This window comes from Pseudoalteromonas rubra, from assembly GCF_005886805.2.
Lineage (GTDB): Bacteria > Pseudomonadota > Gammaproteobacteria > Enterobacterales > Alteromonadaceae > Pseudoalteromonas > Pseudoalteromonas rubra_D.
In genome coordinates this window covers 1,937,281-1,960,143 of the sequence record NZ_CP045429.1, presented here as the reverse complement: position 1 = coordinate 1,960,143, position 22,863 = coordinate 1,937,281, and the positions used below count along the sequence as shown (strand labels likewise).

21 protein-coding genes are annotated in these 22,863 nt (G+C 47.5%); 15 read left to right on the top strand and 6 right to left on the bottom strand.

Annotated elements, in window-relative coordinates; genetic code table 11:
• Positions 1-95 precede the first annotated feature (95 nt).
• A complete protein-coding gene (locus tag CWC22_RS08465; RefSeq protein WP_125561343.1) occupies positions 96-1,250 on the top strand; it encodes a cupin domain-containing protein in 1,155 nt (384 codons plus the stop codon).
• A gap of 120 nt (positions 1,251-1,370) precedes the next feature.
• Positions 1,371-1,829 carry a GNAT family N-acetyltransferase gene (locus CWC22_RS08460; protein ID WP_125561345.1) on the top strand — a complete coding sequence of 153 codons (459 nt, stop codon included), beginning with the start codon at positions 1,371-1,373 and terminating at the stop codon, positions 1,827-1,829.
• Here the strand turns inward: CWC22_RS08460 and CWC22_RS08455 are convergent.
• Positions 1,813-2,247, bottom strand: a complete 435-nt coding sequence (locus CWC22_RS08455; RefSeq protein WP_138538836.1) for a DUF4826 family protein — start codon at positions 2,245-2,247, stop codon at positions 1,813-1,815. The genes CWC22_RS08460 and CWC22_RS08455 overlap by 17 nt on opposite strands.
• 181 nt (positions 2,248-2,428) lie before the next feature.
• Between CWC22_RS08455 and CWC22_RS08450 the strand changes: the two genes are divergently transcribed.
• Genes CWC22_RS08450 through CWC22_RS08405 form a run of 10 tightly spaced genes read left to right on the top strand, consistent with a single transcriptional unit; the run spans position 2,429 to position 12,954 of the window.
• Positions 2,429-3,565 (top strand): methyl-accepting chemotaxis protein, encoded by a 1,137-nt coding sequence (locus CWC22_RS08450; RefSeq protein ID WP_138538837.1) that lies wholly within the window; start codon positions 2,429-2,431, stop codon positions 3,563-3,565.
• 21 nt (positions 3,566-3,586) lie between these two features.
• Positions 3,587-3,955 (top strand): response regulator, encoded by a 369-nt coding sequence (locus CWC22_RS08445; RefSeq protein WP_010385407.1) that lies wholly within the window; start codon positions 3,587-3,589, stop codon positions 3,953-3,955.
• A gap of 5 nt (positions 3,956-3,960) precedes the next feature.
• Positions 3,961-4,242 (top strand): STAS domain-containing protein, encoded by a 282-nt coding sequence (locus CWC22_RS08440; protein ID WP_138538838.1) that lies wholly within the window; start codon positions 3,961-3,963, stop codon positions 4,240-4,242.
• 2 nt (positions 4,243-4,244) lie between these two features.
• Positions 4,245-6,332 carry a chemotaxis protein CheA gene (locus CWC22_RS08435; protein WP_125561353.1) on the top strand — a complete coding sequence of 696 codons (2,088 nt, stop codon included), beginning with the start codon at positions 4,245-4,247 and terminating at the stop codon, positions 6,330-6,332.
• Between the two features lie 23 nt (positions 6,333-6,355).
• The gene (locus tag CWC22_RS08430) at positions 6,356-8,335 is read left to right on the top strand and encodes a methyl-accepting chemotaxis protein (protein ID WP_171045098.1); all 1,980 of its coding nucleotides are present in this window, start codon (positions 6,356-6,358) and stop codon (positions 8,333-8,335) included.
• A gap of 6 nt (positions 8,336-8,341) precedes the next feature.
• Positions 8,342-8,911: a chemotaxis protein CheW gene (locus CWC22_RS08425; RefSeq protein WP_138538839.1), complete on the top strand. Its 570-nt coding sequence runs from the start codon at positions 8,342-8,344 to the stop codon at positions 8,909-8,911.
• Position 8,912: 1 nt separating this feature from the next.
• Positions 8,913-9,458 (top strand): chemotaxis protein CheW, encoded by a 546-nt coding sequence (locus CWC22_RS08420; RefSeq protein WP_125561357.1) that lies wholly within the window; start codon positions 8,913-8,915, stop codon positions 9,456-9,458.
• A 6-nt stretch (positions 9,459-9,464) separates the two neighbouring features.
• The gene (locus CWC22_RS08415) at positions 9,465-10,268 is read left to right on the top strand and encodes a CheR family methyltransferase (RefSeq protein ID WP_138538840.1); all 804 of its coding nucleotides are present in this window, start codon (positions 9,465-9,467) and stop codon (positions 10,266-10,268) included.
• A complete protein-coding gene (locus CWC22_RS08410; protein WP_138538841.1) occupies positions 10,265-11,329 on the top strand; it encodes a protein-glutamate methylesterase/protein-glutamine glutaminase in 1,065 nt (354 codons plus the stop codon). Before CWC22_RS08415 ends, CWC22_RS08410 begins: the two co-directional genes overlap by 4 nt.
• Positions 11,330-11,334: 5 nt before the next feature.
• Positions 11,335-12,954, top strand: a complete 1,620-nt coding sequence (locus tag CWC22_RS08405) for a sensor domain-containing phosphodiesterase (protein ID WP_138538842.1) — start codon at positions 11,335-11,337, stop codon at positions 12,952-12,954.
• Positions 12,955-12,983: 29 nt separating this feature from the next.
• On the opposite strand, the gene CWC22_RS08400 is transcribed toward CWC22_RS08405, so the two are convergent.
• The 3 genes from CWC22_RS08400 to CWC22_RS08390 are packed head-to-tail and all read right to left on the bottom strand — an operon-like array spanning position 12,984 to position 16,117.
• Entirely contained in the window at positions 12,984-14,210 is a 1,227-nt protein-coding gene (locus CWC22_RS08400) for a lipoprotein-releasing ABC transporter permease subunit (protein WP_138538843.1), read from the bottom strand.
• A gap of 4 nt (positions 14,211-14,214) precedes the next feature.
• Positions 14,215-14,913, bottom strand: a complete 699-nt coding sequence (gene lolD / locus CWC22_RS08395) for a lipoprotein-releasing ABC transporter ATP-binding protein LolD (RefSeq protein WP_138538844.1) — start codon at positions 14,911-14,913, stop codon at positions 14,215-14,217.
• Entirely contained in the window at positions 14,906-16,117 is a 1,212-nt protein-coding gene (locus CWC22_RS08390) for a lipoprotein-releasing ABC transporter permease subunit (protein ID WP_138538845.1), read from the bottom strand. Before CWC22_RS08390 ends, lolD begins: the two co-directional genes overlap by 8 nt.
• Before the next feature lie 168 nt (positions 16,118-16,285).
• Between CWC22_RS08390 and CWC22_RS08385 the strand changes: the two genes are divergently transcribed.
• On the top strand, positions 16,286-17,953 hold the full coding sequence (locus CWC22_RS08385; protein WP_125561371.1) for a SulP family inorganic anion transporter: 1,668 nt from the start codon (positions 16,286-16,288) through the stop codon (positions 17,951-17,953).
• Here CWC22_RS08385 and CWC22_RS08380 read toward each other — a convergent pair.
• Positions 17,950-18,816 carry a LysR family transcriptional regulator gene (locus CWC22_RS08380; protein ID WP_138538846.1) on the bottom strand — a complete coding sequence of 289 codons (867 nt, stop codon included), beginning with the start codon at positions 18,814-18,816 and terminating at the stop codon, positions 17,950-17,952. The two genes, CWC22_RS08385 and CWC22_RS08380, sit on opposite strands and share 4 nt — an antisense overlap.
• A gap of 97 nt (positions 18,817-18,913) precedes the next feature.
• Here CWC22_RS08380 and CWC22_RS08375 point away from each other — a divergent pair, with 97 nt between their 5' ends.
• Together CWC22_RS08375 and fghA are read left to right on the top strand one after the other, a co-directional pair.
• On the top strand, positions 18,914-20,035 hold the full coding sequence (locus CWC22_RS08375) for an S-(hydroxymethyl)glutathione dehydrogenase/class III alcohol dehydrogenase (protein ID WP_228553340.1): 1,122 nt from the start codon (positions 18,914-18,916) through the stop codon (positions 20,033-20,035).
• A 10-nt stretch (positions 20,036-20,045) separates the two neighbouring features.
• Positions 20,046-20,888: an S-formylglutathione hydrolase gene (fghA, locus tag CWC22_RS08370; protein WP_138538847.1), complete on the top strand. Its 843-nt coding sequence runs from the start codon at positions 20,046-20,048 to the stop codon at positions 20,886-20,888.
• A gap of 51 nt (positions 20,889-20,939) precedes the next feature.
• Here the strand turns inward: fghA and CWC22_RS08365 are convergent, their stop codons facing one another.
• Positions 20,940-22,841: a beta-ketoacyl synthase gene (locus CWC22_RS08365; RefSeq protein ID WP_138538848.1), complete on the bottom strand. Its 1,902-nt coding sequence runs from the start codon at positions 22,839-22,841 to the stop codon at positions 20,940-20,942.
• Between the last annotated feature and the right edge of the window lie 22 nt (positions 22,842-22,863).

Here is a 22,863-nt window from a genome sequence, read left to right as displayed (position 1 = left end):
CTTAATTATGCAAATTGGTATAACTCAGATATAAGCCTGAGAAGCGAAAGTCGTGGCATAGTGCCGGACTTTCGCTTTTTTATTGGAGTCACTTTATGTATCAGCTATCTATCAATGCCCTTACTGAGGCTGCGTTTCTCGCCCAGTACTGGCAAAAAAAGCCTTTACTTATCAAACAAGGCTTTCAGGATTTTATCGATCCACTGTCACCAGAAGAACTGGCTGGCCTGGCAATGGAAGACAATATTGAGTCTAGGATCGTCACCAACCATGACAATCACTGGGATGCGCACCATGGTCCGTTTGAAGATTTTTCCTTACTGACAGAGCAGCACAGTACTTTGCTGGTACAAGCCGTTGATCACTGGCACCCTCAGGCTGCCAGCTTGCTAGAACCCTTTCGCTTTATTCCAAACTGGCGTATTGACGACCTGATGATCAGTTTTTCTACGCCAGGGGGCGGCGTTGGTCCGCACCTTGATCAATATGACGTATTTATTATTCAAGGCCAGGGGAAAAGACGCTGGCGCGTCGGCATGCCTGATGCCAGCCTAAAACAATTTGCCCAGAACAAAAGCCTGCTGCAAGTAGAGCAATTTGAAGCCTGCATAGATGCAGAGCTGGAACCAGGTGATATCTTATACATTCCACCTGGCTGCCCTCATGAAGGCTATGCCGTTGAAAATGCAATGAACTATTCTGTTGGTTTTCGGGCCCCTGATCAAAAAGATCTGCTCTCAAGCCTGGCTGATCACCTGATAGACTCAGAATCAGGTACAACCCGTTACAGTGACCCTGACCTCACGCTACGAGACTCTCTCGGCGAGGTCAGTCGTCAGGACAAAGGGAAGATCCGCACCATGCTGGAAGCAATACTGCATGACAGCGAGATCTTCGACCAATGGCTGGGGCAGACACTCAGTGAACCTAAGCATGAAATGGATCTGGCTCCACTCGATCCGCCACTGAATGCTGACTCCTTACAAGATGATATTTCAAGCGAAGATACCCTGGTGCGCTCAGGTGGCGTCAGAGCACTGTATCAATTAACGACACACGCAGTGATACTGAGTGTGAATGGGCAAAATTTTACCCTTCCACTTGAGGTCTTACCAGCTGTTAAAAAGCTGACAGATCAGAGTTGTACGCCCGTATCTTCATTATTAGATGAGTTTACATGTTTGGAATTTAAACAAACATTAACTACGCTTATTAACGATGGGTCCTTTTACATTGAGGACTGGGTGTAATTACCTGAATCTGAGGGTTAGTCACACAATAAGGCATCGATCAAGTCGGTGCCACAATAATAAAGAGCACAGGCTGACCCCCTAGTCAGGCGTGATTATGATGTTTGATGCGAGGCAATCATGAATTACCACGTCGATAGAGTGAGTTGGCAAAAAACTCAGGGACAACTGCGCCAAATCCGCGAACGAGTCTTTGTTTGCGAACTTCACCTTCCAAGGGAAGTAGAGTTTGATCAACACGATAAAACTGCGGAACATGTTCTCGTGCGGGATGAAAATCAGTGCCCGATTGGAACCGGCAGATTATGTTGTGATGGTCTGATCAGTCGAATTGCGATCATTCGGGCTCACAGAAATCGCGAGGCCTACCAATCTTTGATCAGCTTTCTTAGTACCCTGGCGGAACAAAAAGGCTATGAAAACGTCTTCGTGCAATGCATCTTAGACGAGGTACCCACCTTTTTGAAGTCCGGCTTTTCCAAACAAGGCGGTGTGTTTATGGAAGCAGGCATTCCAAGACAGCGGATGAAATGCCCGGTAAAAGAAATGAACTCTGAGCCTTTTACGATGCTACATTAGCCCATAACTGGTCTTTGTTGGCCAAATCATACACGCCATGGGCATGGTGAATAAGAAAGTTGGCATACTCAGTCTGGGTTGGATCTGGACGCCCTGCACCCAAGATTTTGTCAGCTTTAATTTGCCATTGATAAGAAAAGTGCTTAAGTGCAGCGCGGGCATCTGCAGCCCCGCTCACTGGCATCGCATCTGTTGGAACTTTACCTGAAATAACCCAATACCCTTTACCCTGGTTGTCCTTAATTTTCCAGACACCACAGATCGGGGGCAATATACGGGACTCTTTGGCTTGAATATTAATACCTACTATGCCCTTTTCTGCAAGATACTTTTGAGCAGCCTGCAAAGAAGTGTGTTGCCACTGGGCAAGCATTTTTTGTTGTTCTTCTTTACTCATTTGTGTGTTGTCTTTCGTCATTCTAGGTACTTCTTGAGAAAATTTCCCCTACTGTATGAATTAAATGAACAGGATGCAAGTACGACCCCACTCTGGCAGGAGTAAAAACGCGGGAATATCCAAGGTTATTATTTGCATTTGCACAATAAATAGACTCGACTAGGATTAAAGGATCATCTAACAGGTCAAAGTGGTCGTAACTATGATCCCACTTTCCATTGCTATTCAGTTAGTCATCTTTGCCATCGCCTGGTATGGGTCAAACCTGGTCTTTGCGCTAGTCATCACAGCTCTATCTGGACTAGCCATGTATGTGAGCATCCGAGCCGCCAGGGCAGGCGCCTCTCCAGTAACAGAACCACAACCAGATCAAGCTCTCGGGCAGCAATCGGATCTCACTTGCCTGGAGCAATTGGGCCATACTATTACCCCGCAGCTGCGGGAGCAAATCAACAGTGCCCGTCAGCAAACCAAGCAGGCCGTTGACAATATGTCTGGTGAGTTCTCCCAGTTAGTGAGCAATATCACTGCAACCTTAAGCAACCTTGATAACAGCAGTGCCAATACCTTGCAGCAAACCTCTCAACACAGCCGCGACCAGTTAAATCAAATCCTGGCTTATCTTGAACAATCCAATACCAGCCAACAGCAACGCACCGAAACATTTAAAACCATGGTCGAGCAGAGCAAAGAATTACAAGCAATGTCTATCGATGTTGCGAAAATTGCAGAGCAAACCAATTTACTGGCTCTGAATGCATCCATAGAGGCAGCGCGTGCCGGAGACAATGGTCGTGGCTTTGCTGTTGTAGCAGATGAAGTACGCGCGCTGGCCAATTCAAGTGGAGACACTGGGGTCAAAATAAACAAAATGGTCGAGTCTATCGCGCAGGCAATGCAAAGCTCCATGACAATGATGGAAAGTGAATTAAGCGAACGCCAGGCGTTGACGGAAAAGTATCAGCGCCAAATCAACGAGGTGATTGATACCTGGCTCACATTATCTCAAAACGTAGAGCAACAGGCACAAATACTTCAGACCTCTAACGAAGATAATCGACAAAAAATCTCGGAGATATTGGTTGACCTGCAGTTTCAGGACCGGGTTGATCAGATCCAGGACAGCGTGACGATTGCGCTGGAGATCATGACACAAGAGTTGGATAAATTCATTGAAGAGCGCCGCCAAAGCGACACCGCCCGATTTAATCATCAGCGGATCAGTGACACACTGTCTCGTACTGCTGCGACCCGAGAGCAACGACATATTCTGGCATCTAGTCATAGCGGCAACAATCGCAAGGACGATGACACTGTGGACGACCTTACTTTTTTCTGACATGCAGCCTGAGGGTACATTATGAGTAAAACCATTTTAGTTGTAGATGATTCTGATTCTTTAAGACAGGTCGTAAATATTGCGCTGACAGGGGCTGGCTATCAGGTTATTGAAGCCTGCGATGGCAAAGATGCACTCAGTAAACTCACCGGTAGCAAAGTTCACCTGATAATCAGTGACGTCAATATGCCCAATATGAACGGCATTGAGTTCGTCAAAAATGTCAAACAGCTACCACAATACAAATTTACACCCGTCATTATGCTGACCACTGAAAATCAACAGAGCATGATGGAAGAAGGCAAAAAAGCAGGCGCAAAAGCCTGGATGGTCAAACCATTTAAGCCAGCACAAATGCTTCAAGCCGTCTCTAAGTTATTGATGATGTGATAGTGATGTCTGAGTGTTTTAAGTTCCCAGCAGAATTAACCATCTACGAAGTACAAGATGTGCATATTGAGCTCAGTGCGTTTTTAGAGGGCAAACAGACGGTAGAGCTCGACTTAAGCCAGGTCGAAGAGCTCGACAGCGCAGGGATCCAGTTGACAGCCTGGCTGGTGAATCACTGTCGGACAACAGGGGTACAGATTAATGCCCTCACCCTGTCAGATCTGCTAACAGCCAGGCTAACCCTGTTGAATGTGTCCCTGGCCGCTCCAAATAAAAGCGAACTTTAACTATGTCTGTTGATTTAAGCGCGGCCATTACCACCTTTGTCAGTGAGTCCAAAGAGCTTCTGGCCGACATGGAAAACTCTCTGCTGGATATGGAAGCCAGTGACGCTGGTGCCGATCAGGAAGAAACCATCAACGCCATCTTCCGCGCCATTCACACCATTAAAGGCAGTGCAGGCTTGTTTGGTTTTGACTACGTCGTAAGCCTGACCCACATTGCAGAAACAGTACTGGACGATGTTCGAAACGGCAATCGGGAAATGAGCAAACCCTTGCTCTCTCTATACCTCGAAACGGGTGACTTATGCGAGGAACTGATCCTGCTCGCCGCGTCGGACAATGAACCCAGTGCACACCAGCTGACCCAACTTGCTGCTCTGAGCGGCCAGTTCAGTGAGTTTATCGACGATGCTGCTCTTCCCCAGGATAACATTGCCACCTCAGACATCCACATGCAGCCGCAAAATGGCATCTGGTTTATTTGCTTTGTTCCAAACGAAAATGTACTGCGTAATGGCCTCGACCCCTTCCCTTTTATTCATTTTCTTAATAACGAAGTGACCGAACTTGAAGTCGCCACCAATGTTATTCCTCTGAATGCCCAAACCCCTTATGACCCCGAGTCCTGCTACCTGGCGTTCCTGATGCTGTTTCGTACAAGTCAAAACAAAGAGGCGATAGAAGAGATTTTCGAGTTTATCAAAAACGATGCGGTCATAGAGATTTTACCACCTGCTCAGTGCAGTTACGATGCAATCCAGGCATGCGCACGATACTTCCCGGAACCATCTCAGTTCCAGTCAACCCTGTCACAGCTCACTCAGTCACTTTTACCGAAAGAATCGCCCGCATCAGCACTGGATGATAACCCTATAACCTCCCCCAAAGATAAGAAGAAAAACAAAGTACACAGCAGCAAAACCTTGCGGGTCGAAGCAATGAAGCTCGACAGGTTGATTGATCAAGTCGGGGAAATGGTCATTACCGGTGCCAGAACGAATCTGCTTGCCCACGAAACAGGCAACGAAACCCTGATAGAAGCCATGGCACTACTTGAAAGGTTAGTTGAGAACATTCGTGACAGCTCACTTAAACTCAGAATGGTGCAAATTGGCGAAACCTTTAATAAATTCAAACGCGTTGTTCGGGATGTATCTGACGAACTGGGTAAAGAGGTGGAGCTCAATATTATTGGCGCGGATACCGAGCTGGATAAAACCTTTGTTGAGAAAGTCAGCGATCCGCTTATGCATATCATCCGCAATGCTATAGACCATGGTATCGAAACACCTGACGAGCGTGTCGCCGCAGGCAAGCCTGCCTGTGGCCAGCTAACGCTGAAGGCCTATCATGACTCTGGTTCAATTGTGATAGAGATCCAGGATGATGGTCAGGGGTTAGATCAGAGCAAAATCCTGGCTCGCGCAATCGAAAACGGCTTAATAAGCGCAGAGCACTCTTTGCAGGACAAAGAAATTAACCTGCTTATCTTTGAACCTGGCTTTTCAACCGCCGCTGCCGTGACCAGTATCTCGGGCCGTGGCGTGGGCATGGACGTGGTAAAACGCAATGTTGAAAGCTTGCGGGGCAGCGTGGAAGTCGACAGTACCAAAGGGCTGGGCTCCAAAATTATTATTCGCCTGCCGCTGACTTTATCCATTATTGACGGGTTTATGTTTACCGTTGGCGACGAGGATTACGTGATCCCCCTAGATACTGTGGTTGAGTGCCTGGAACTCCACGAGGTGGTCTCTGAGTCCGATATTCAGGATAAAAACTACATCAACCTCAGAACTGAGGTCCTGCCTTTTATTCGTCTGCGCTCCCTGTTTGGGATAGAGCAGCAAATTGAACATACGAAGGAATCACTGGTTATCGTCCAGTTTGGCACGCTCAGAGCCGGTCTGGTCGTCGACTCATTGCAAGGAGAGTTTCAGACCGTTGTAAAACCCCTGGGGAGGCTGTTCGAAGGCCTCAAATGTATCAGCGGAGCAACCATACTCGGCAGTGGCAAAGTTGCCATCATTCTGGATGTATCTGCCCTGATCCGCACCGCAATTACGATGTATGAGCAATTAGAGCTCAAGCATTAGTCAGATAAAACCGGAGCGTAAAGATGTTTAAAAATCTGACCATTAAAAACAAGATCATTCTGGCCATGTTTACCATGGGGCTGCTGTTGCTGGTGATTGCCATGTCTGTGCAAATGAAAAACGGCCGGATTGAAGGATTTGCCACCAATGTCGGACAATACGACATACCTGAAGCTATTTATGCGCTGAATATGCTGGATGAACTGGGGGACATGAACAGCAATGTGCTGGAATACATTGCCGGTGAGGCCGACGAAAAAGCAGATTTTTTGTCAAACTACAGTGAATTCACTAACTACCTCGAAGACCTTAAGCGACTCAATTCTGTTGATACCAGCTACATTCGTCAACTGGAAGATTTAGTACGTCGCTATGCCAGCGAAAATCAGGAGCTGATTTTTGACCGATTTGACCCCCTTCAGGAAGAAAAAGCGGTCGAAAAATATGAGTACATCAATCGAGAGTTCGCGGAGCCGCTCGAAAGTTTACTTGATTCCCAAAAAGAGGCCGAAGTGGCTGATGCCGGTAGCAGTGGCGACTTTGCCGAAGTGGTCAACGATGATTTGCCCGGGGTACGCTACTATCTGGAGCTGATTGACGAACAAGGCGACATGATGGGGTCACTGAATGCTTATATGCGTGGCCGAGTTGGTGCAACCGCTGCCTTTGAAAAAGACGCCCGTACCTTTTCTAATTTTCTATCAGAGCTCAAACCTCTGGAAAGAAAACCACTGGAAATTAAAGCCATTGGTGACATAGAGCGTATGTATCTGGGTCTCTACAACGGTGGTAAAGAAATTTTCGCTATGTATGACCCAAAACAAAAGATCCAGGCTTCCAAAGATGTGGACCGACTGGAGCACGATATCTTTAGTAAAATAGAAGAGATACTGGAAAAGATCTCCAACGAAGCGATAGCTGAGAGCACCACTTCACTCAACGATCTTATGTCTGCCGCCCGGGACAGTATTAAGCTTGTCTGGGGCTTACTTATCGTTGCCATCGTCCTCGCCGTCGCTACCGCCGCTTTTTTGATACGAGGCATAGTACTGCCTATCAATGCGCTGGCTGAAGCGGCCGAAGATCTGCGTTCAGGGGAAGGCGATCTGACCCGCCGTATACCGGATTTTGGTAATGACGAAATAGGTCAAACCGCACAAAGCTTCAATGGCTTTATCGAGCGACTGCAAAATATCCTGCTGGACATCCAGGAGTCTGTTGAGTCCATTGCCCACAGTACTAATGAAGTGAGCACCACTTCTCGCATGCTCAGTTCCACTTCCAACCAGCTGGCAGCCAGCGTGGAAGAAACCTCCGCCTCGCTGGAACAAATGAGTTCGTCCATTTCAATGAATACCGAAAACTCCAAAATGACCAATGACATTGCCAAGCAATCCAGCAGCGAGGCAAACGATGGTGGCCAGGCTGTAAAAGACACTGTTCAGGCCATGACCCAGATAGCAGAGAAAATCGGCATCATCGAAGACATCGCATATAAAACCAATCTCCTGGCTTTGAATGCCGCCATTGAAGCGGCCAGAGCCGGTGAACATGGTAAGGGCTTCGCGGTGGTGGCTGATGAAGTACGTAAGCTCGCAGAGCGTTCTCAAGTTGCCGCACAGGACATCAGTACACTTGCCGACAACAGCGTTAAAATCGCACAACACGCAGGCGCCATGCTCGACAGAATGGTACCCAACATTGGCAAGACCGCAGATTTGGTACAGGAGATCACCGCTGCATCGACGGAACAAAGCACCAGTGTGGCTGAGATTAATCGAACCGTGGCTCAGCTTGATGAAATTGCGCAACAAAATGCATCCGCATCTGAGGAGCTCGCCTCAACGGCCAAAATGGTTCAGGATCAAACAGGAGATATTCGCTCGACCGTGGGCTACTTTAAATTGAGTAACAATGGCCGCAGCCACAAAGGGCGTCAGTCTCATGTCATTCACGACAGTAGCCATAGCCGCGAAGATGGTTACACCCCATTTGATGAGTAATGTGCGATGAGTGAATTGATCCATGACCCAGTCACCGCAGCCTATGATCTTGATAAGTATCTGGCTTTTGAGCTCAATGGCGCATCGTATTCAATCAGTATTTCCATTGTCAGAGAGATCATGGAATATATCGAAGTGGATAAAATTCCCATGGCACCTGATTTCATTATTGGTGCCATCAACCTCAGAGGGTTAGTCATACCTGTTTTTGACTTATCCGTTCGACTGAACAAACCTGCACAACCTAATACCAATCGTACCTGTATTATCGTTGCTGAGTGCAACTATAAAGCGCAGAATATTACTGTCGGCCTGAAAGTCGATATGGTCACTAAGGTGCTGGATATTCCTGCACATGAAATTGACCAGGTGCCTAGTATTGCTGGTCAGTTTCATAGCCGTTTTGTGTATGGTTTGGCAAAACTAACAGACAATCTGATGACAATACTGGACATAACCAAAATACTGACGCTGGATGATGTGCAGTTGTTTGACGACTTACAGCAACATAATAAACAACTTGCACTGGAACTGACACTCGACTCTGACCCCGCACACTCATACGAGGAAAGGTGATATGAATTCAGCGCCCACTCTGACGGACAACAATAAGACCAACGAAGAACTTCATTCACTGTTAGTGTCGATCGGCTATGATACCTTTGGCATTCCGATAGAGTCCGTGAAAGAAGTCATTGAGCTGACCGACACGACGATGGTACCTATGTGCAATCAGGTGATCCGGGGCGTGATCAACGTCCGGGGCAGTGTTATCCCTGTTCTGGATATGCAGCACCGCCTGATGCTGAAAAATCCTCAGCCTTACAACAAATATAGTTGTATCGTGTTATATGACTTTTATGACCCCAGTCTGGACGAAGTTATGACCCTCGGCATGCTGGTCAGCAGCGTGATGTCTATTCAGTTTATCAATTGCACTCAGCTGGAGGACTCCCCCTCTTTCGGGGCCAATATCCCCCGTCACTTTGTCTGGAAAATGGCTAAAATTAATAATCAGCTCACTATTTTGCTGGACATGAACAGTGTACTCAATATCAGTGAGATAAATACGCAACTGAAGTCCTCTCAGACTGAATTCTTCACCCGATTTTGTCAGCGTTAGGCAGCAATGGCGATTTCAACTGTGGAGTTTCAGCAACTCAACCGTCTGTTTGAGCAGCATACCGGGATCAGCCTGGGTAAAAACAAAGCGGATATCGTGGCAAGTCGTCTTGCCAGTCGCCTGCGCGCTAAACGCTGCCCTTCTTTCAGCAAGTATTATCGCTTGTTAATGACACCCGAAGGAAAAGATGAGCTGCAAGTTTTTATTGATAAACTCACCACGCATGAGACCTACTTTTTCAGGGAACAGGCCCAGTTTGAGTTTCTTTATCACTATTATCAGCACAATCGTCCACGACACTCTCCCATTCGGGCCTGGAGCGCCGCCTGCTCGAGCGGAGAAGAGGCTTACTCACTGGCGATGATACTGGACGATTTATTCTATAACCGGCCATGGCATGTTATCGGCACAGATATTTCTGAAATGTCTGTGTTGATGGCCAGAAATGCGCGCTATGCCATATCTACCGTAGGCAAAATTCCCAAGCGTTATCGGATCCGTTATTGCATGAAAGGAACGGGCAAAAATGCCGATAACTTCACGCTGATTTCGACGCTAAAAAAACAATGTAGCTTTCAGGAAGACAACCTGTTGAAGTTGACCACGGTTGATTTTTCATTTGATGTGATTTTTCTGCGTAATGTACTCATCTACTTTGACAAATCCAAGCAACAAGCCATCCTGAATAATATCATCAAACGTTTAAACCATGGCGGTTTACTCTTTTTGGGACATTCGGAAGCCATGCGAGATAAGCCTGCTTGTCTGCAAACTCTGAGCCCCTGCATATACAAGAAGGTGACCTTATGACCAGCGTCTTCATCATCGATGATTCCGCCCTGATGCGCCAAGTCATGAGTGAGATCATAGCCCATGAACGTACCTTAATTGTCAGCGGTACAGCCCCTGACCCAATCATTGCAGAACGAAAAATGAATTTGAATTGGCCGGATGTCATTCTGTTGGATGTGGAAATGCCTAAAATGAATGGCATCACTTTCCTGAAGAAAATTATGCAGGAACGCCCTACGCCGGTGATCATCTGCTCGGCACTGGCGCAGGAAAAAACCACCACCGCGATGGAAGCGCTTGCTTGTGGCGCTGTGGATGTGATTGCCAAACCCACTCACGGGCTGGGAGACTTTTTACACAGTGACTCAGTATCCCAGATCATTGACGCTATCAAAGGGGCGACTAAAGCCAAAGTTCGTCAACTCAAATACCTCGAAGAAGGCACCTTTCGTGAACTACATACGACAGAAGAAGTGCTACCTGCCCACAAAACAGCGCAGCCACCTGACAGTGCGGGAAAAGTGATTGCTATTGGTGCTTCGACAGGCGGTACAGAGGCAATCGCCCGGCTTTTACAGCAGCTGCCAGCCCATTCACCGCCGATTGTTATCGTACAGCATATGCCAGGTAAGTTTACGGCTGCGTTCGCCCAACGCCTCAATGACATCACACCACATAAGGTAGAAGAAGGACAAACTGCCACTCGCATCCGCCACGGCCATGTTTATATCGCCCCGGGAGGCCAGCATATGTTGGTAAAACGTCAAGGCTCGGACTACTATTTAGAGATACGCGATGGACCACTTGTCAGCCGTCACAAGCCTTCGGTGGATGTGTTGTTTCGCTCCGTAGCCCAGTCGGTAGGCAATCATGCCCTTGGTATTATTCTAACTGGCATGGGCAATGACGGCGCAAGTGGTTTACTGGAAATGAAGCAAAAGGGGGCTGTGACCTTTGCAGAAAGCGAATCCAGTTGTGTGGTGTTTGGTATGCCAAAAGAAGCCATCGCGAGGGGGGCCGTCGATAAAATCTATGCGCTGAGTAACCTCCCTTACCAGATCCAAAAAGCGCTTGGGTGATCTGTATGAAAAACCAACTGAGTCAACTACTGCACATTGCTTATCTTAGCTATGACAGGCAGGGGCAGATCATCTCCATCTCGGATGCTGCCGAGCGTATGCTAGGCCTAAAGCCTGGCGACATACTATCGCAAAAGCTGGTTTTTATTGATGAGGACTTTAATGAGCTCAATCTCAGTGAAATCCTGTTCGATCCTATATTTGACCAAATTGAGCTGGGCGTCAGTATCGATAATAGCAGCGTTACCTGGGTCAGACTCTACAGCTTCAGACAAGATGACCAATATTACATCAGGCTTGAGCCTGTCGAAGAGCTGATCTCCGTCAGGCGCCTAAATAAGCAGCTCGCAATCCGTGATCCCCACACCGGATTACTGTATCGAGATGCCTTCATTAACAAAATTAAAGAGCAACCTCATCAGGGCACTATTTGCTGTGTCCGGATCTGTAATTTTCAGCGTATTTCCGAAGTCTGGAATATTGGTGTTGCCAACTTGGTATTTATGGAGATCCTGGCACGATTCCAGGGAGAATTTGATAAAGGGATATTCTCTAAACACTCTTCCGACTGTTACTGCGTGTTTATTCCCGATACGGTTCCACTGAACATCGAAACCTTATACAAGCAACTGAATGAGCCTTTTAATTTTAACGGCAACAGTTTCTACAGCAATGTCTCACTGGGCTACTATAAAGAACAGCCCAATGACGACCATGAGTTAAGTCTTAACAAAGCGGAAATGGCAACCTTTGATGCGCTATCAGACCACAACCGTCTGGTCGAATTCAAAGAAACGCTGGCCAGGCAAATTGAACGACAGAATAAAATTGAAACCGGACTGCGCAGCGCCCTTTATCAGGATAACCTGGCGGATAGCTTTGAAGTGGTATTCCAGCCAATTCATGATACCAAAACAGAACGTCTGATTGGGGCTGAGTGCCTGATGCGCTGGGAACTTGACGGTCAGCCTATTCCTCCTACCGAATTTATTCCAATCATTGAAAGTACGGGAGAGATTAACAAGCTAACGCTATTTACGCTCAGTCAGATTAATAAGTTAAAGAGTTTACTTGCACAAGAGCACATTGAGGCACGCCAGTTTCGTTTTGCAATCAACATTAGTGTTGTTGAAATTCTCGATGTTAACTTCACCACCCGATTGCTGCAAACGCTGGAAAAGCTGTCGCTTAACCCCGCCAAAATTAAGCTGGAGCTCACTGAATCAGCCCTGATCGATAACTTTAACTATATTAATGAGATACTACAAAAACTACAAAGCGAAGGGCTGATGATATCGATTGATGATTTTGGTACCGGTTACTCCAGTCTGAGCTATTTGTGTAAACTGCATTTTGATGAAATTAAAATTGACCGTGCCTTTGTCACCAATGTCGTCAATGACGGAAAAATGCAGTCGCTGTTCAATTCCATTGTGTCGCTGGCAAAAAATCTCGATAAACCGCTGGTCGCAGAAGGCATAGAACAATTAGACCAGATGATCTATGCCAAAGCCAAAGGGGTTGAATATATACAGGGGTATTACTATAGCAAGCCGCTGAGTATTAACGATTTTGTCGAGTATGTTGTCGCCGATAAATCCAGCTATCTGCATTTTGAAGAGTAGCGCATACACCGTGGTATGCGTTACCTAAGCTAACCACCCAAAACCCTGGCTGGATCTACTTTTACGGCCTGCCAGGCCGGATAAAGGCAAGATAGTACCGAAATAACAAGCGTAATAGACAACACTGAAACCACGTCGATCCAATCCAACTGGCTGGGCAAAAATTCAATAAAATAAACGCCCTGCAATGGATTATCACCATCAAGCTCAATCCAGGCACGGAATAAGTCGGAAATATTCAGCGCCAACAAAATGCCGACAAACAGACCAACCAGGGCACCTATTAGGGCATAGCTGACCCCCTGTATCGCGAAGGTCGCAAAAATAGTGCTATCTCTGGTACCCATGGTTTTTAAAATCGCAATATCCGCTTGCTTTTCTTTCACTTCCATTACCATAGACGACACGATATTAAAACTGGCGACAGCGATGATCAGAAACACGACCAGATACACTATTGTCCTGACCATTTGAATATCCTGATAAAGGCTCCCCTGCGTACGAAACCAACTATTGACGTAGACCAGATCAGGTAAAGCCCGGCCTGCTGCCATTGCGACCTGATGAGCAGAGAATACATCCTCAACTTTTGCACGGAGCCCGGTCACTTCATCGTCAGACAGCCCCATTGCCTGCTGCAACCTCTTCACAGAAACCAAAGCCAACGACCGATCAATAGGTCCTCCCATACTAATCACATCCGCCAACACAAAGTTAAGCCGCTTTGGGGCAGCCAGAGGAGAAGCGGCTTGTGGATTTGCCACTAACAGTGTGACTTTATCCCCGCGCTCTAAACCCAACTCAGTCGCAATATGCCGACCTAAAACGATATCATTGTCGGTCAACTCGCTTAGTGAAGTGTCAGTAATAAACTGACCCACATCTGACACCTTATGATGAGAGAGAAAATCTATTCCCTTCACTTCCGCCGCTTTTAGCTCACCACGAAACTGGACCATAGCAGTGACAGATATTTCAGGGGCGGCGGCCAAGATACCTTGCTGAGCTTCCAGCAATCGTACTTTGTCAGGCCAACTGGAAATAGGGTCGTAAGGCGCCTGGTACGCCACATGGGGTACCACAGAAAGTAAGCGGGTTTTCAGCTGTTGTTCAAACCCATTGATCACTGAGAGTGCGACAATAAGCACCGCCACCCCCAGCATGACACCGAGCGTTGATGATTTACTCAAAAACCCAATCATACCAGCCTGATGCTTGGAAGCACGTAATCGGTTACTGATAAACACACTCAACATTCGCTTATGCCTCACTATGTAACGCATGCTCAACCAACACACCGTCGTCCAGAGCAACTGCACGACCCAGTTTTGCCGCCAGTTCAAGGTCATGTGTTACCACCACAAAGCTGGTTTTTAAATCCCGGTTTAACTCTTTTAACAAGGCATAGATTTTCAGTGCATTTTGTTTGTCCAGGTTACCGGTAGGTTCATCTGCCAAGACTAATGCAGGACGCGTAACTAGCGCCCTGGCTATGGCAACTCGCTGGCGCTCCCCGCCCGATAACTCCGATGGTCGATGACCTCCACGATGGTCCAGGCCAACTTTGCCCAACATTTCCTGTGCTTGCGACTGAGCGGCTTTAGGTGGCTGACCGGCAATCAGCAAAGGCATAGCCACATTCTCTAATGCCGTAAAATCCATAAGCAGGTGATGGAACTGATATATAAAGCCCAGGTTTTGATTGCGAAAATCCGCCTGTTTACGACGCGATAACTGCGCGACATCGGTAGCTTTGATTTTCACTGAACCACTGCTGGCGGTATCCAATGTGCCCAATATATGCAACAAAGTACTCTTGCCTGAGCCGGAACTGCCGACGATGGCCAACATGTCGCCCTGTTCAAGCGCCAGATCGACCCCTTTTAACACTTCAACCTGCTGGCCCGCTTCATCATAAGCCTTGTTCAGGCCCTGACATTCAATTACTAAATCACTCATACCTTAACACCTCAGCAGGAAGCACTTTTGCGGCTTTAAACGCCGGATATAATGTTGCCAGAAAACTCAAAACCAGACTGATCGCAACAATTAAACTCAAACTAAACCAGTCGAACCTGACCGGTAACTCTGCACCACCCAGTAAAGACAGCCCACTGACTGCCAGTACCTCGTTAATATGACTGGCCAGCAGATAACCAAACACAGTGCCAATTAGCGTACCCACTACACCGTTGTACAACCCTTGCACCATGAACACCCGTGCTATAGCGCCAGGTGCCAGCCCCAAAGTCTGCAAAATAGCTACTTCACCTTGCTTTTCACTGACCATCATCGACAACGCCGACACTATATTGAATACGGCCACAATCACGATCAGTCCCAATAGTAAGGCCATAATGCGTTTTTCCATTGCAACGGCTGCAAATAATGCCCCCTGCTGTACATGCCAGTCTGAGTATTCTAATCCAGACAACAAGGGGACATTCGCTGTTCTGAACTCATTAACGGCAAAAGCGTCTTTTAATGTAATGCTAACGTCAAAATCCACCGGTTTGCGCTTAAGCAAACGTTGCAGACTTTTACCATCGGCGAATGCCAGGTTAACATCGGCCTCACTGTGGGTGTTGTAAATCAAGGCAACTGTAAATAAACGCTGTTTAGGGACCCGGCCCATAGGCGTATAACTGCTAACATCAGGCATGATCACCCGAACTTTTTGTCCCAATCGCACATCCAGTTGATTTGCCAGATAGCGACTCAGCGCCAGTTGATATTTCTGCTCACGAAACTGTGCCAGGCTACCGGCTTCAATGTGTGGCTCGAGTGCCGATGGATAACCGGAAAAGGTCCCTTGCAAACGTACACCAACCAGATCTTTATTCGTTTGCAGGATCACATCACTGGTGACATAGGGAGTTACCCGCTTAACTTCTGGCAATGCGCTCAGCTTAGTTAGCAACGCATCGGCGTCTTGAGATTGTTCGTCTGATGATTTGCGCAACTGCACATGAGGTATTAAGTCGAGCATGGCATTTTTCAGGCTCTGCTCAAACCCATTCATCACAGAGCTAACTGTAATAAGTGCCATTAACCCGAGTGCTATCCCGGCAATGGAAAAAAAAGAAATAAAAGATACAAACCCATTGCCCTTGCTGGCACGGCTGTATCTGAGCCCTATGTAAAGGCTAACAGGCTGAAACATAATAGTTTATTTTTCTGCATACAAGTTCAGAGCACGATACTAGCACAATCAAGAAAGCCGGGTCATACCCTTGACCCCAAAAAAAAGTGTAAAATTTTTTTAATAGCCGCTCTAAATTACGTCGGGTTTTAGTGTAGAATGCGGCAAATCTCGCGGTATGGACCTTCAATGTTTTCGTTATCAAGATTTAAACATATGAATTTCAAGGGAGATTTGTTCGGTGGTGTGACCACTGCAATCATTTCCCTACCACTCGCCCTCGCCTTTGGCGTGGCATCCGGCGCCGGAGCTGAAGCCGGTATGTGGGGCGCAATTCTCGTTGGCCTCTTCGCTGCCTTATTTGGCGGCTCTACTTCTCTGATCTCAGAACCAACTGGCCCGATGACGGTCATTATGACAGCAGTTCTGACCACCATGATATCAAAATACCCCGAAGCGGGGCCGGCTATGGCCTTCACCGTGGTGATGATGGCGGGTGCATTCCAGATATTACTGGGCACGCTCAAGCTTGGTAAATATGTCACTCTGATGCCATACAGCGTGGTCTCCGGGTTTATGTCCGGAATTGGTGTCATATTAATCATACTGCAACTGGCCCCCCTACTCGGACATCAGGCGCCTCCTGGCGGTGTTCCCGGTACTTTGTCCGCTTTCCCTGAGCTATTTCTAAATTTACATTTCTCAGAGCTCTTTTTAGGGGTCCTCACCTTAGGTGTTCTGTTCTACATGCCTAAGAAATATCGCCAGTACGTTCCTGCACAGCTGGTGGCGCTGGTTATTGTTACCTTAATCTCTATCCTGCTGTTTGATACTGACAGCATTCGCCGAATTGGAGAGATCCCCAGTGGCTTACCCGAAGTTGTTTGGCCAACCTTTACCCCTGAGCTCTTTACTGAAATGGTTATCGATGCCCTGGTGCTGGGTACTTTAGGGTGTATTGACACTTTGCTGACAGCTGTAATCGGGGACAGTCTGACCCGTACAGAGCATGATTCTGACAGAGAGCTGCGCGGTCAGGGGATTGCAAATATGATTGCAGGCTTCTTTGGCGCGCTGCCTGGCGCAGGTGCAACCATGGGCACAGTCGTCAACATACAGGTGGGGGCTCGTTCTCCATTAGCAGGCATTTTCCGCGCTCTGATCCTAATGGCCGTAGTATTTGTGGCCGGCAGTCTGACAGAACCGATTCCTATGGCAGTGCTCGCCGGCATCGCGGTGTATGTCGGGATTAACATTCTGGACTGGAGCTTTATTCAACGTGCACATAAACTCAGCATCAGTCAGATGGCCATCATGTATGGTGTGATGTTGCTGACCGTTTTCGTTGATTTAATGGTGGCTGTTGGTCTGGGCGTATTTATTTCCAATATTATGGTAATTGAGCGCCTAAGCCGGGTTCAGGAACAACATGTGAAAGCCATCAGTGATGGCGACGCCGACGAAGATGTGCCACTGTCAACGCACGAGCGAGCCTTGCTAGAGCAGGCCAAAGGCAAACTCTTGTTCTTTTACCTGTCCGGTCCGATGATCTTTAGCGTATCGAAAGCAATCACCCGCCAGCATCGCCACATTGGCGAATATAAAACCATGGTGCTTGATTTAAGTGATGTTGCCATGCTGGATGTAACCGTCAGCCTCGCAATTGAAAACGCCATCAGTGACGCACTGGATGCTGAATGCCAGGTCTTTATTTACTCACCAAATAAAGACACGAGTGAACAGCTTCAGAAGTTCGATATTCGCAGCAAATTGGGTGACCACGCATTTTGTAAGAGCCGCGAACAGGCATTGACCAGAGCCCTGGAAGCGATGCAAAGCAATACTGTTCAGGCCTAGAGTGCGTCAGCCAAAAAGTCTATTAGCGCACGGATAGCCGTAGACAAATATTTTCTGGGCGGATACACCGCCCAGATCCCCTCTTCCATAGGTGCAAAGGAATCCAGCACAGTCACTAATTCACTACCTTGAATGGCATCTTGCACATAATAATGAGGCAACTGAACGACCCCTAGCCCCTGCTTCGCCGCGTCTAATAACGCCCAGCCACTGTTACATCTCAATGTACCAGTTACCTTTACATGCCGCTCGACTCCGTGATCCATAAAACGCCAATAATGTGCATTACCTAACAGGCAATTTTGTTTCTCCAGATCTCTGATAGCGGTAATTGGACCGCGCTGACTTAAATATTGCGGTGAAACACACACCAAAGTACGTCTCTGCGACAGACGTTTTGCATGTAACGAGGAATCTTTGAGCTGGCCGATGCGAATAGCAAGATCGACGCCCTGCTCAACCAGATCGAGTTGCGCATTAGTCAGCTCCATATCAACCGTAACCGAAGGAAAACGACACATGAACTGGTGTACCAACGGCATAATGTATTGTTCGCCGTACATCACTGGCGCTGTGAGCCTGATTTTACCCGTAGGCTCACTGTCTCTTTGTCTCAGTGCCGCTGTTGCGTCATCGTAGGCGTGCTGGAGCAACCTGGCATGACCGAGAAATACCTGGCCTTCGGGTGTCAACGCCAGATTTCGGGTTGTTCGAGTCAGTAGCTGATAGCCAAGCTCGGACTCCAGGGTTTTAACCCGACGGCTGACCTGTGCTACTGAGGTGTCTAACTGCTGCGCTGCCGCTGTGAAGGAGCCACTGGTCGCCACCGCGACAAATTCATCTAAACCTGACCATCTATCCATTATTACAAATACGTAAAAGTCTTTCTTAATTTTTAAGATTATCAAACTCTCACTGCAAGTTATACTTTTGTTTTCACACTACAAAACTGGAGTAATGATGGCTGAGTTTATTAAATCACGGGCAGCGATTGCCTGGGGACCAGGACAACCACTGAGCATTGAAGAAGTGGATGTGATGATGCCTAAAGCAGGCGAAGTATTGGTTAAAATCGTTGCCACAGGTGTCTGTCATACAGACGCATTCACCCTATCCGGAGAAGACCCTGAAGGTGTATTTCCGGCGATTTTAGGTCACGAAGGTGGTGGCATTGTTGAAGCCGTAGGTGAAGGGGTAACCAGTGTCGCAGTAGGTGACCACGTTATTCCACTTTACACGCCAGAATGTGGCGAATGTAAGTTCTGTACATCAGGCAAGACGAACTTATGCCAGAAGATCCGTGCGACTCAGGGTAAAGGAGTCATGCCTGACGGAACAACCCGTTTTTACAAAGACGGCGAACCTATTTATCACTATATGGGCACTTCAACCTTCTCTGAATACACTGTTCTTCCAGAGATTTCTCTGGCTAAAGTTAATAAAACTGCGCCACTAGAAGAGATCTGCCTGCTAGGGTGTGGAGTAACAACAGGGATGGGCGCAGTGATGAATACAGCCAAAGTGCAACCAGGCGATACGGTTGCTATCTTTGGCCTGGGTGGTATTGGCCTGTCAGCCGTGATAGGGGCAGTGATGGCTGGTGCCAGTCGGATCATTGGCGTTGATATCAATACAGACAAATACGCGCTGGCTGAAAAACTCGGCGCTACCGACCTCATCAACCCAAACGATTACGACAAACCAATTCAGGAAGTCATTGTGGAAATGACCGATGGAGGAGTTGATTTTTCATTTGAATGTATTGGTAACGTCAACGTGATGCGCAGTGCATTGGAATGTTGCCACAAAGGCTGGGGCGAATCTGTAATCATCGGGGTTGCGGGTGCTGGTCAGGAAATCTCTACTCGTCCTTTCCAGTTGGTAACTGGCCGGGTATGGCGGGGTACAGCATTCGGGGGGGTTAAAGGCCGTTCTGAGCTGCCAGAAATCGTCGAGCGTTACCTCGCTGGTGAATTTAAACTGGATGACTTTATTACCCATACGATGTCGCTGGATGACATAAATGAAGCGTTTGATCTAATGCACCAGGGTAAGAGTATCCGTTCGGTGATCCATTTATAAAGAGCATATTATGGAATTATTGAGCGAAAACAAAGTCGCCGGAGGCTGGCACCGACGTTATCAACATGACAGTCAATATACTCAATGTAAAATGACCTTTGCCGTTTTTTTACCTGAGCAAGCACTTAATGGCCAGCCTGTACCAGTGCTTTACTGGCTGTCAGGGCTAACCTGTAACGACGAGAACTTTATGCAAAAAGCTGGCGCGTTTAAACGTGCCAGCGAGCTCGGGATAGCAATCGTAGCACCGGATACATCACCGCGTGGTGAAGAGATCCCAGATGACCCGGAAAATAGCTATGATTTTGGGCTCGGCGCAGGCTTTTACGTCAATGCGACTCAAGCCCCCTATGATAAACACTATCACATGTATAGCTATGTCAGTGACGAGCTGCCAAAACTTATCGAAGCGCAACTTCCTGTCTCTGACAAACGTGCTATCGCGGGACACTCCATGGGTGGTCACGGCGCGCTGGTTGTCGGTCTGAAAAATCCAACTCGTTATCAGAGTATCTCGGCATTTAGCCCAATCTCTAATCCGGTGGATTGCCCTTGGGGCAAAAAAGCATTCAGAGGCTACCTGGGAGAAGACAATGCAATGTGGGAAGCATACGATGCATGCCACTTGCTTAGACAAAATACGGAAAATGGCAAAGCACCTATCTTAGTTGATCAAGGTGATGCTGATCAGTTCCTAACTGAACAGCTCAAGCCTGAAGCACTTGTGCAGGCGGCTCAGGCTGCAAATTACCCACTTACGCTAACAATGCGGCCGGGATATGACCACAGTTACTTCTTTATTTCGACCTTCATCGATGCACACCTGGATTTCCATGCACAATACCTGAAGTAACCAACACAAAAAAAGGCGCTAGCGCGCCTTTTGTTTGCTTAACATAGTATTTTAATCCGTCAGGTCACCATACTGATTATTGACATTCAGCTTAACTGCTTTATCAAAGCCTGGGATCTCCAGAGTTTCTTTACTTAGCTGCAGTTGCGAATCATCAATCATGCCATTACCGAATCGATAAATAAGCTCATACTGACCCAGATCGGCTGCCTGTTGATAACTGGCTTGTTGTTGCTTCGTTTCTGCCAGTTTGGCGTCATGCTCTGCAAGCGCAGCTTCGCTATAGCGTTTCGATAACATCTTTAAGGTAACGGCAGGCGACAGTATCGTTGCAGTTGCATTATTACCACCAAACCCTTTGGAATTAATGAAAGCGATATCCATCTCTCCACAGTGATAATGGTGTGTGCGGATATCCAGATGCTGGTCATAGACATCTTCTGCAACCGCATCTATGGTCGTCACACCTGGCATAATCTGATGACTGAAGATACCCAGCGCCATTGCCAGCTGATCACCAGACGCCGGACCGATGGTATGACCAACAAATGCTTTCGGCGCAGCTACTTTCCAGCCTTCGATAGCAAATGTTTGTGCAATACGATGGTAAATCAAAGATTCTGTCACCCGGTTTTGTGGTGTGCTGGACCCATGTGCCAGAATAAAGCTACGCTGTTGAAGTGCTTCAGTGCCCGCGATCTGCTCTGCCAGTGCCACTGATTTAGCCATAGTAATGTAGTTACCCGGACCAGGCGCAGTAATCGATTTCTTAACCCCATCAGCATTAACATAGACATCTGCAACAGACCCCATAATGTCAGCGCCCAGTTCAAGGGCTAATTTATCATCCATCAGAATAGTTACCTGTGCCCCTTCCCCAATGGTAAAGCCACAGTTTTCACCAAATGGACGGCTGGTACGGCGATAATCAACCTGTTCAGTGTTATCAAGCTTACGCAAGCCTTCTTCGTTTGCCAGTGCGCCCATATTACCAAAGCCTTCTATAATCTCTGGCGTTAACGCACACTCAACACTGGCAACCACGGCTACACGGGTACGACCCGCCTGAATGTCATTAACTGCTGCACGCAAATTATACAAAAAGGTTGCACAAGCACCTGAAGTGGAGAATGTCGTACCCACACTGCCCGTCACATAAGCGTTAATGAAGTCAGTTGACATGGTATTCAGACCCAACGCGAGTTGTTTGGTGCTCACCCGCTCCCCTTTCATGCGGCTGCGAATGAGGCCACCAAACCCTTCATCATTAACCTGCCCAGCGACCGAAGCTGAATAAGTGCCAATCTGGTCGGGTTCGACACTGTTCATAACCGTATCCCAGTCTAGGCCTGTAGAGCGGATAGCGTCGGTTGCGGCAAAAATAGTGGCTTGCAAACCACGCGGCTGATAACGGCTGTTGTACATGACAGATGGATCAAATCCGGTTGGTAGCTGGCCTGCTGCCTTAATAGGGTTGTCTCTGTAACTATCCACTTTTACCGCCAGCTGCTCCGGAATAAGCACCTGGGCCGTTTTTTCATCAAGCATTTCAATTTGCCAGCCAGATGGTACAGGCGTTGGTAAATCACGCTTGCGACAGGTAAAGGTTAATCCATGGCTATCGTTGGCCTGCATTGTCAGCTTTTGCTGCCAGTGCGTTGCATCGACATCAAAATGAGTTTTCTCGATTTTTCGGATTAACGTCCCTTCAACAATCTGCTGGCCAAAGCGTGCTTCGATTTCATCACGCTGAACGACTTCGCCTTCAGCTGTTACCAAATCCGCCCCTTGTAATGACACTAGGTTCATCAAGGTCGCCAGGCCAAGGAAAGTTTCCTGTCTTGCAGCATCATCCAGGGTGTCTAACACAATGCGACGAAAGCCCTGATGGAACGAGGTTCTGCCAGCGGCATTCACACCGCCCATACCTACGATAATTGGTAATGCTGTCATATCAATCTCTTATCAAATAAAA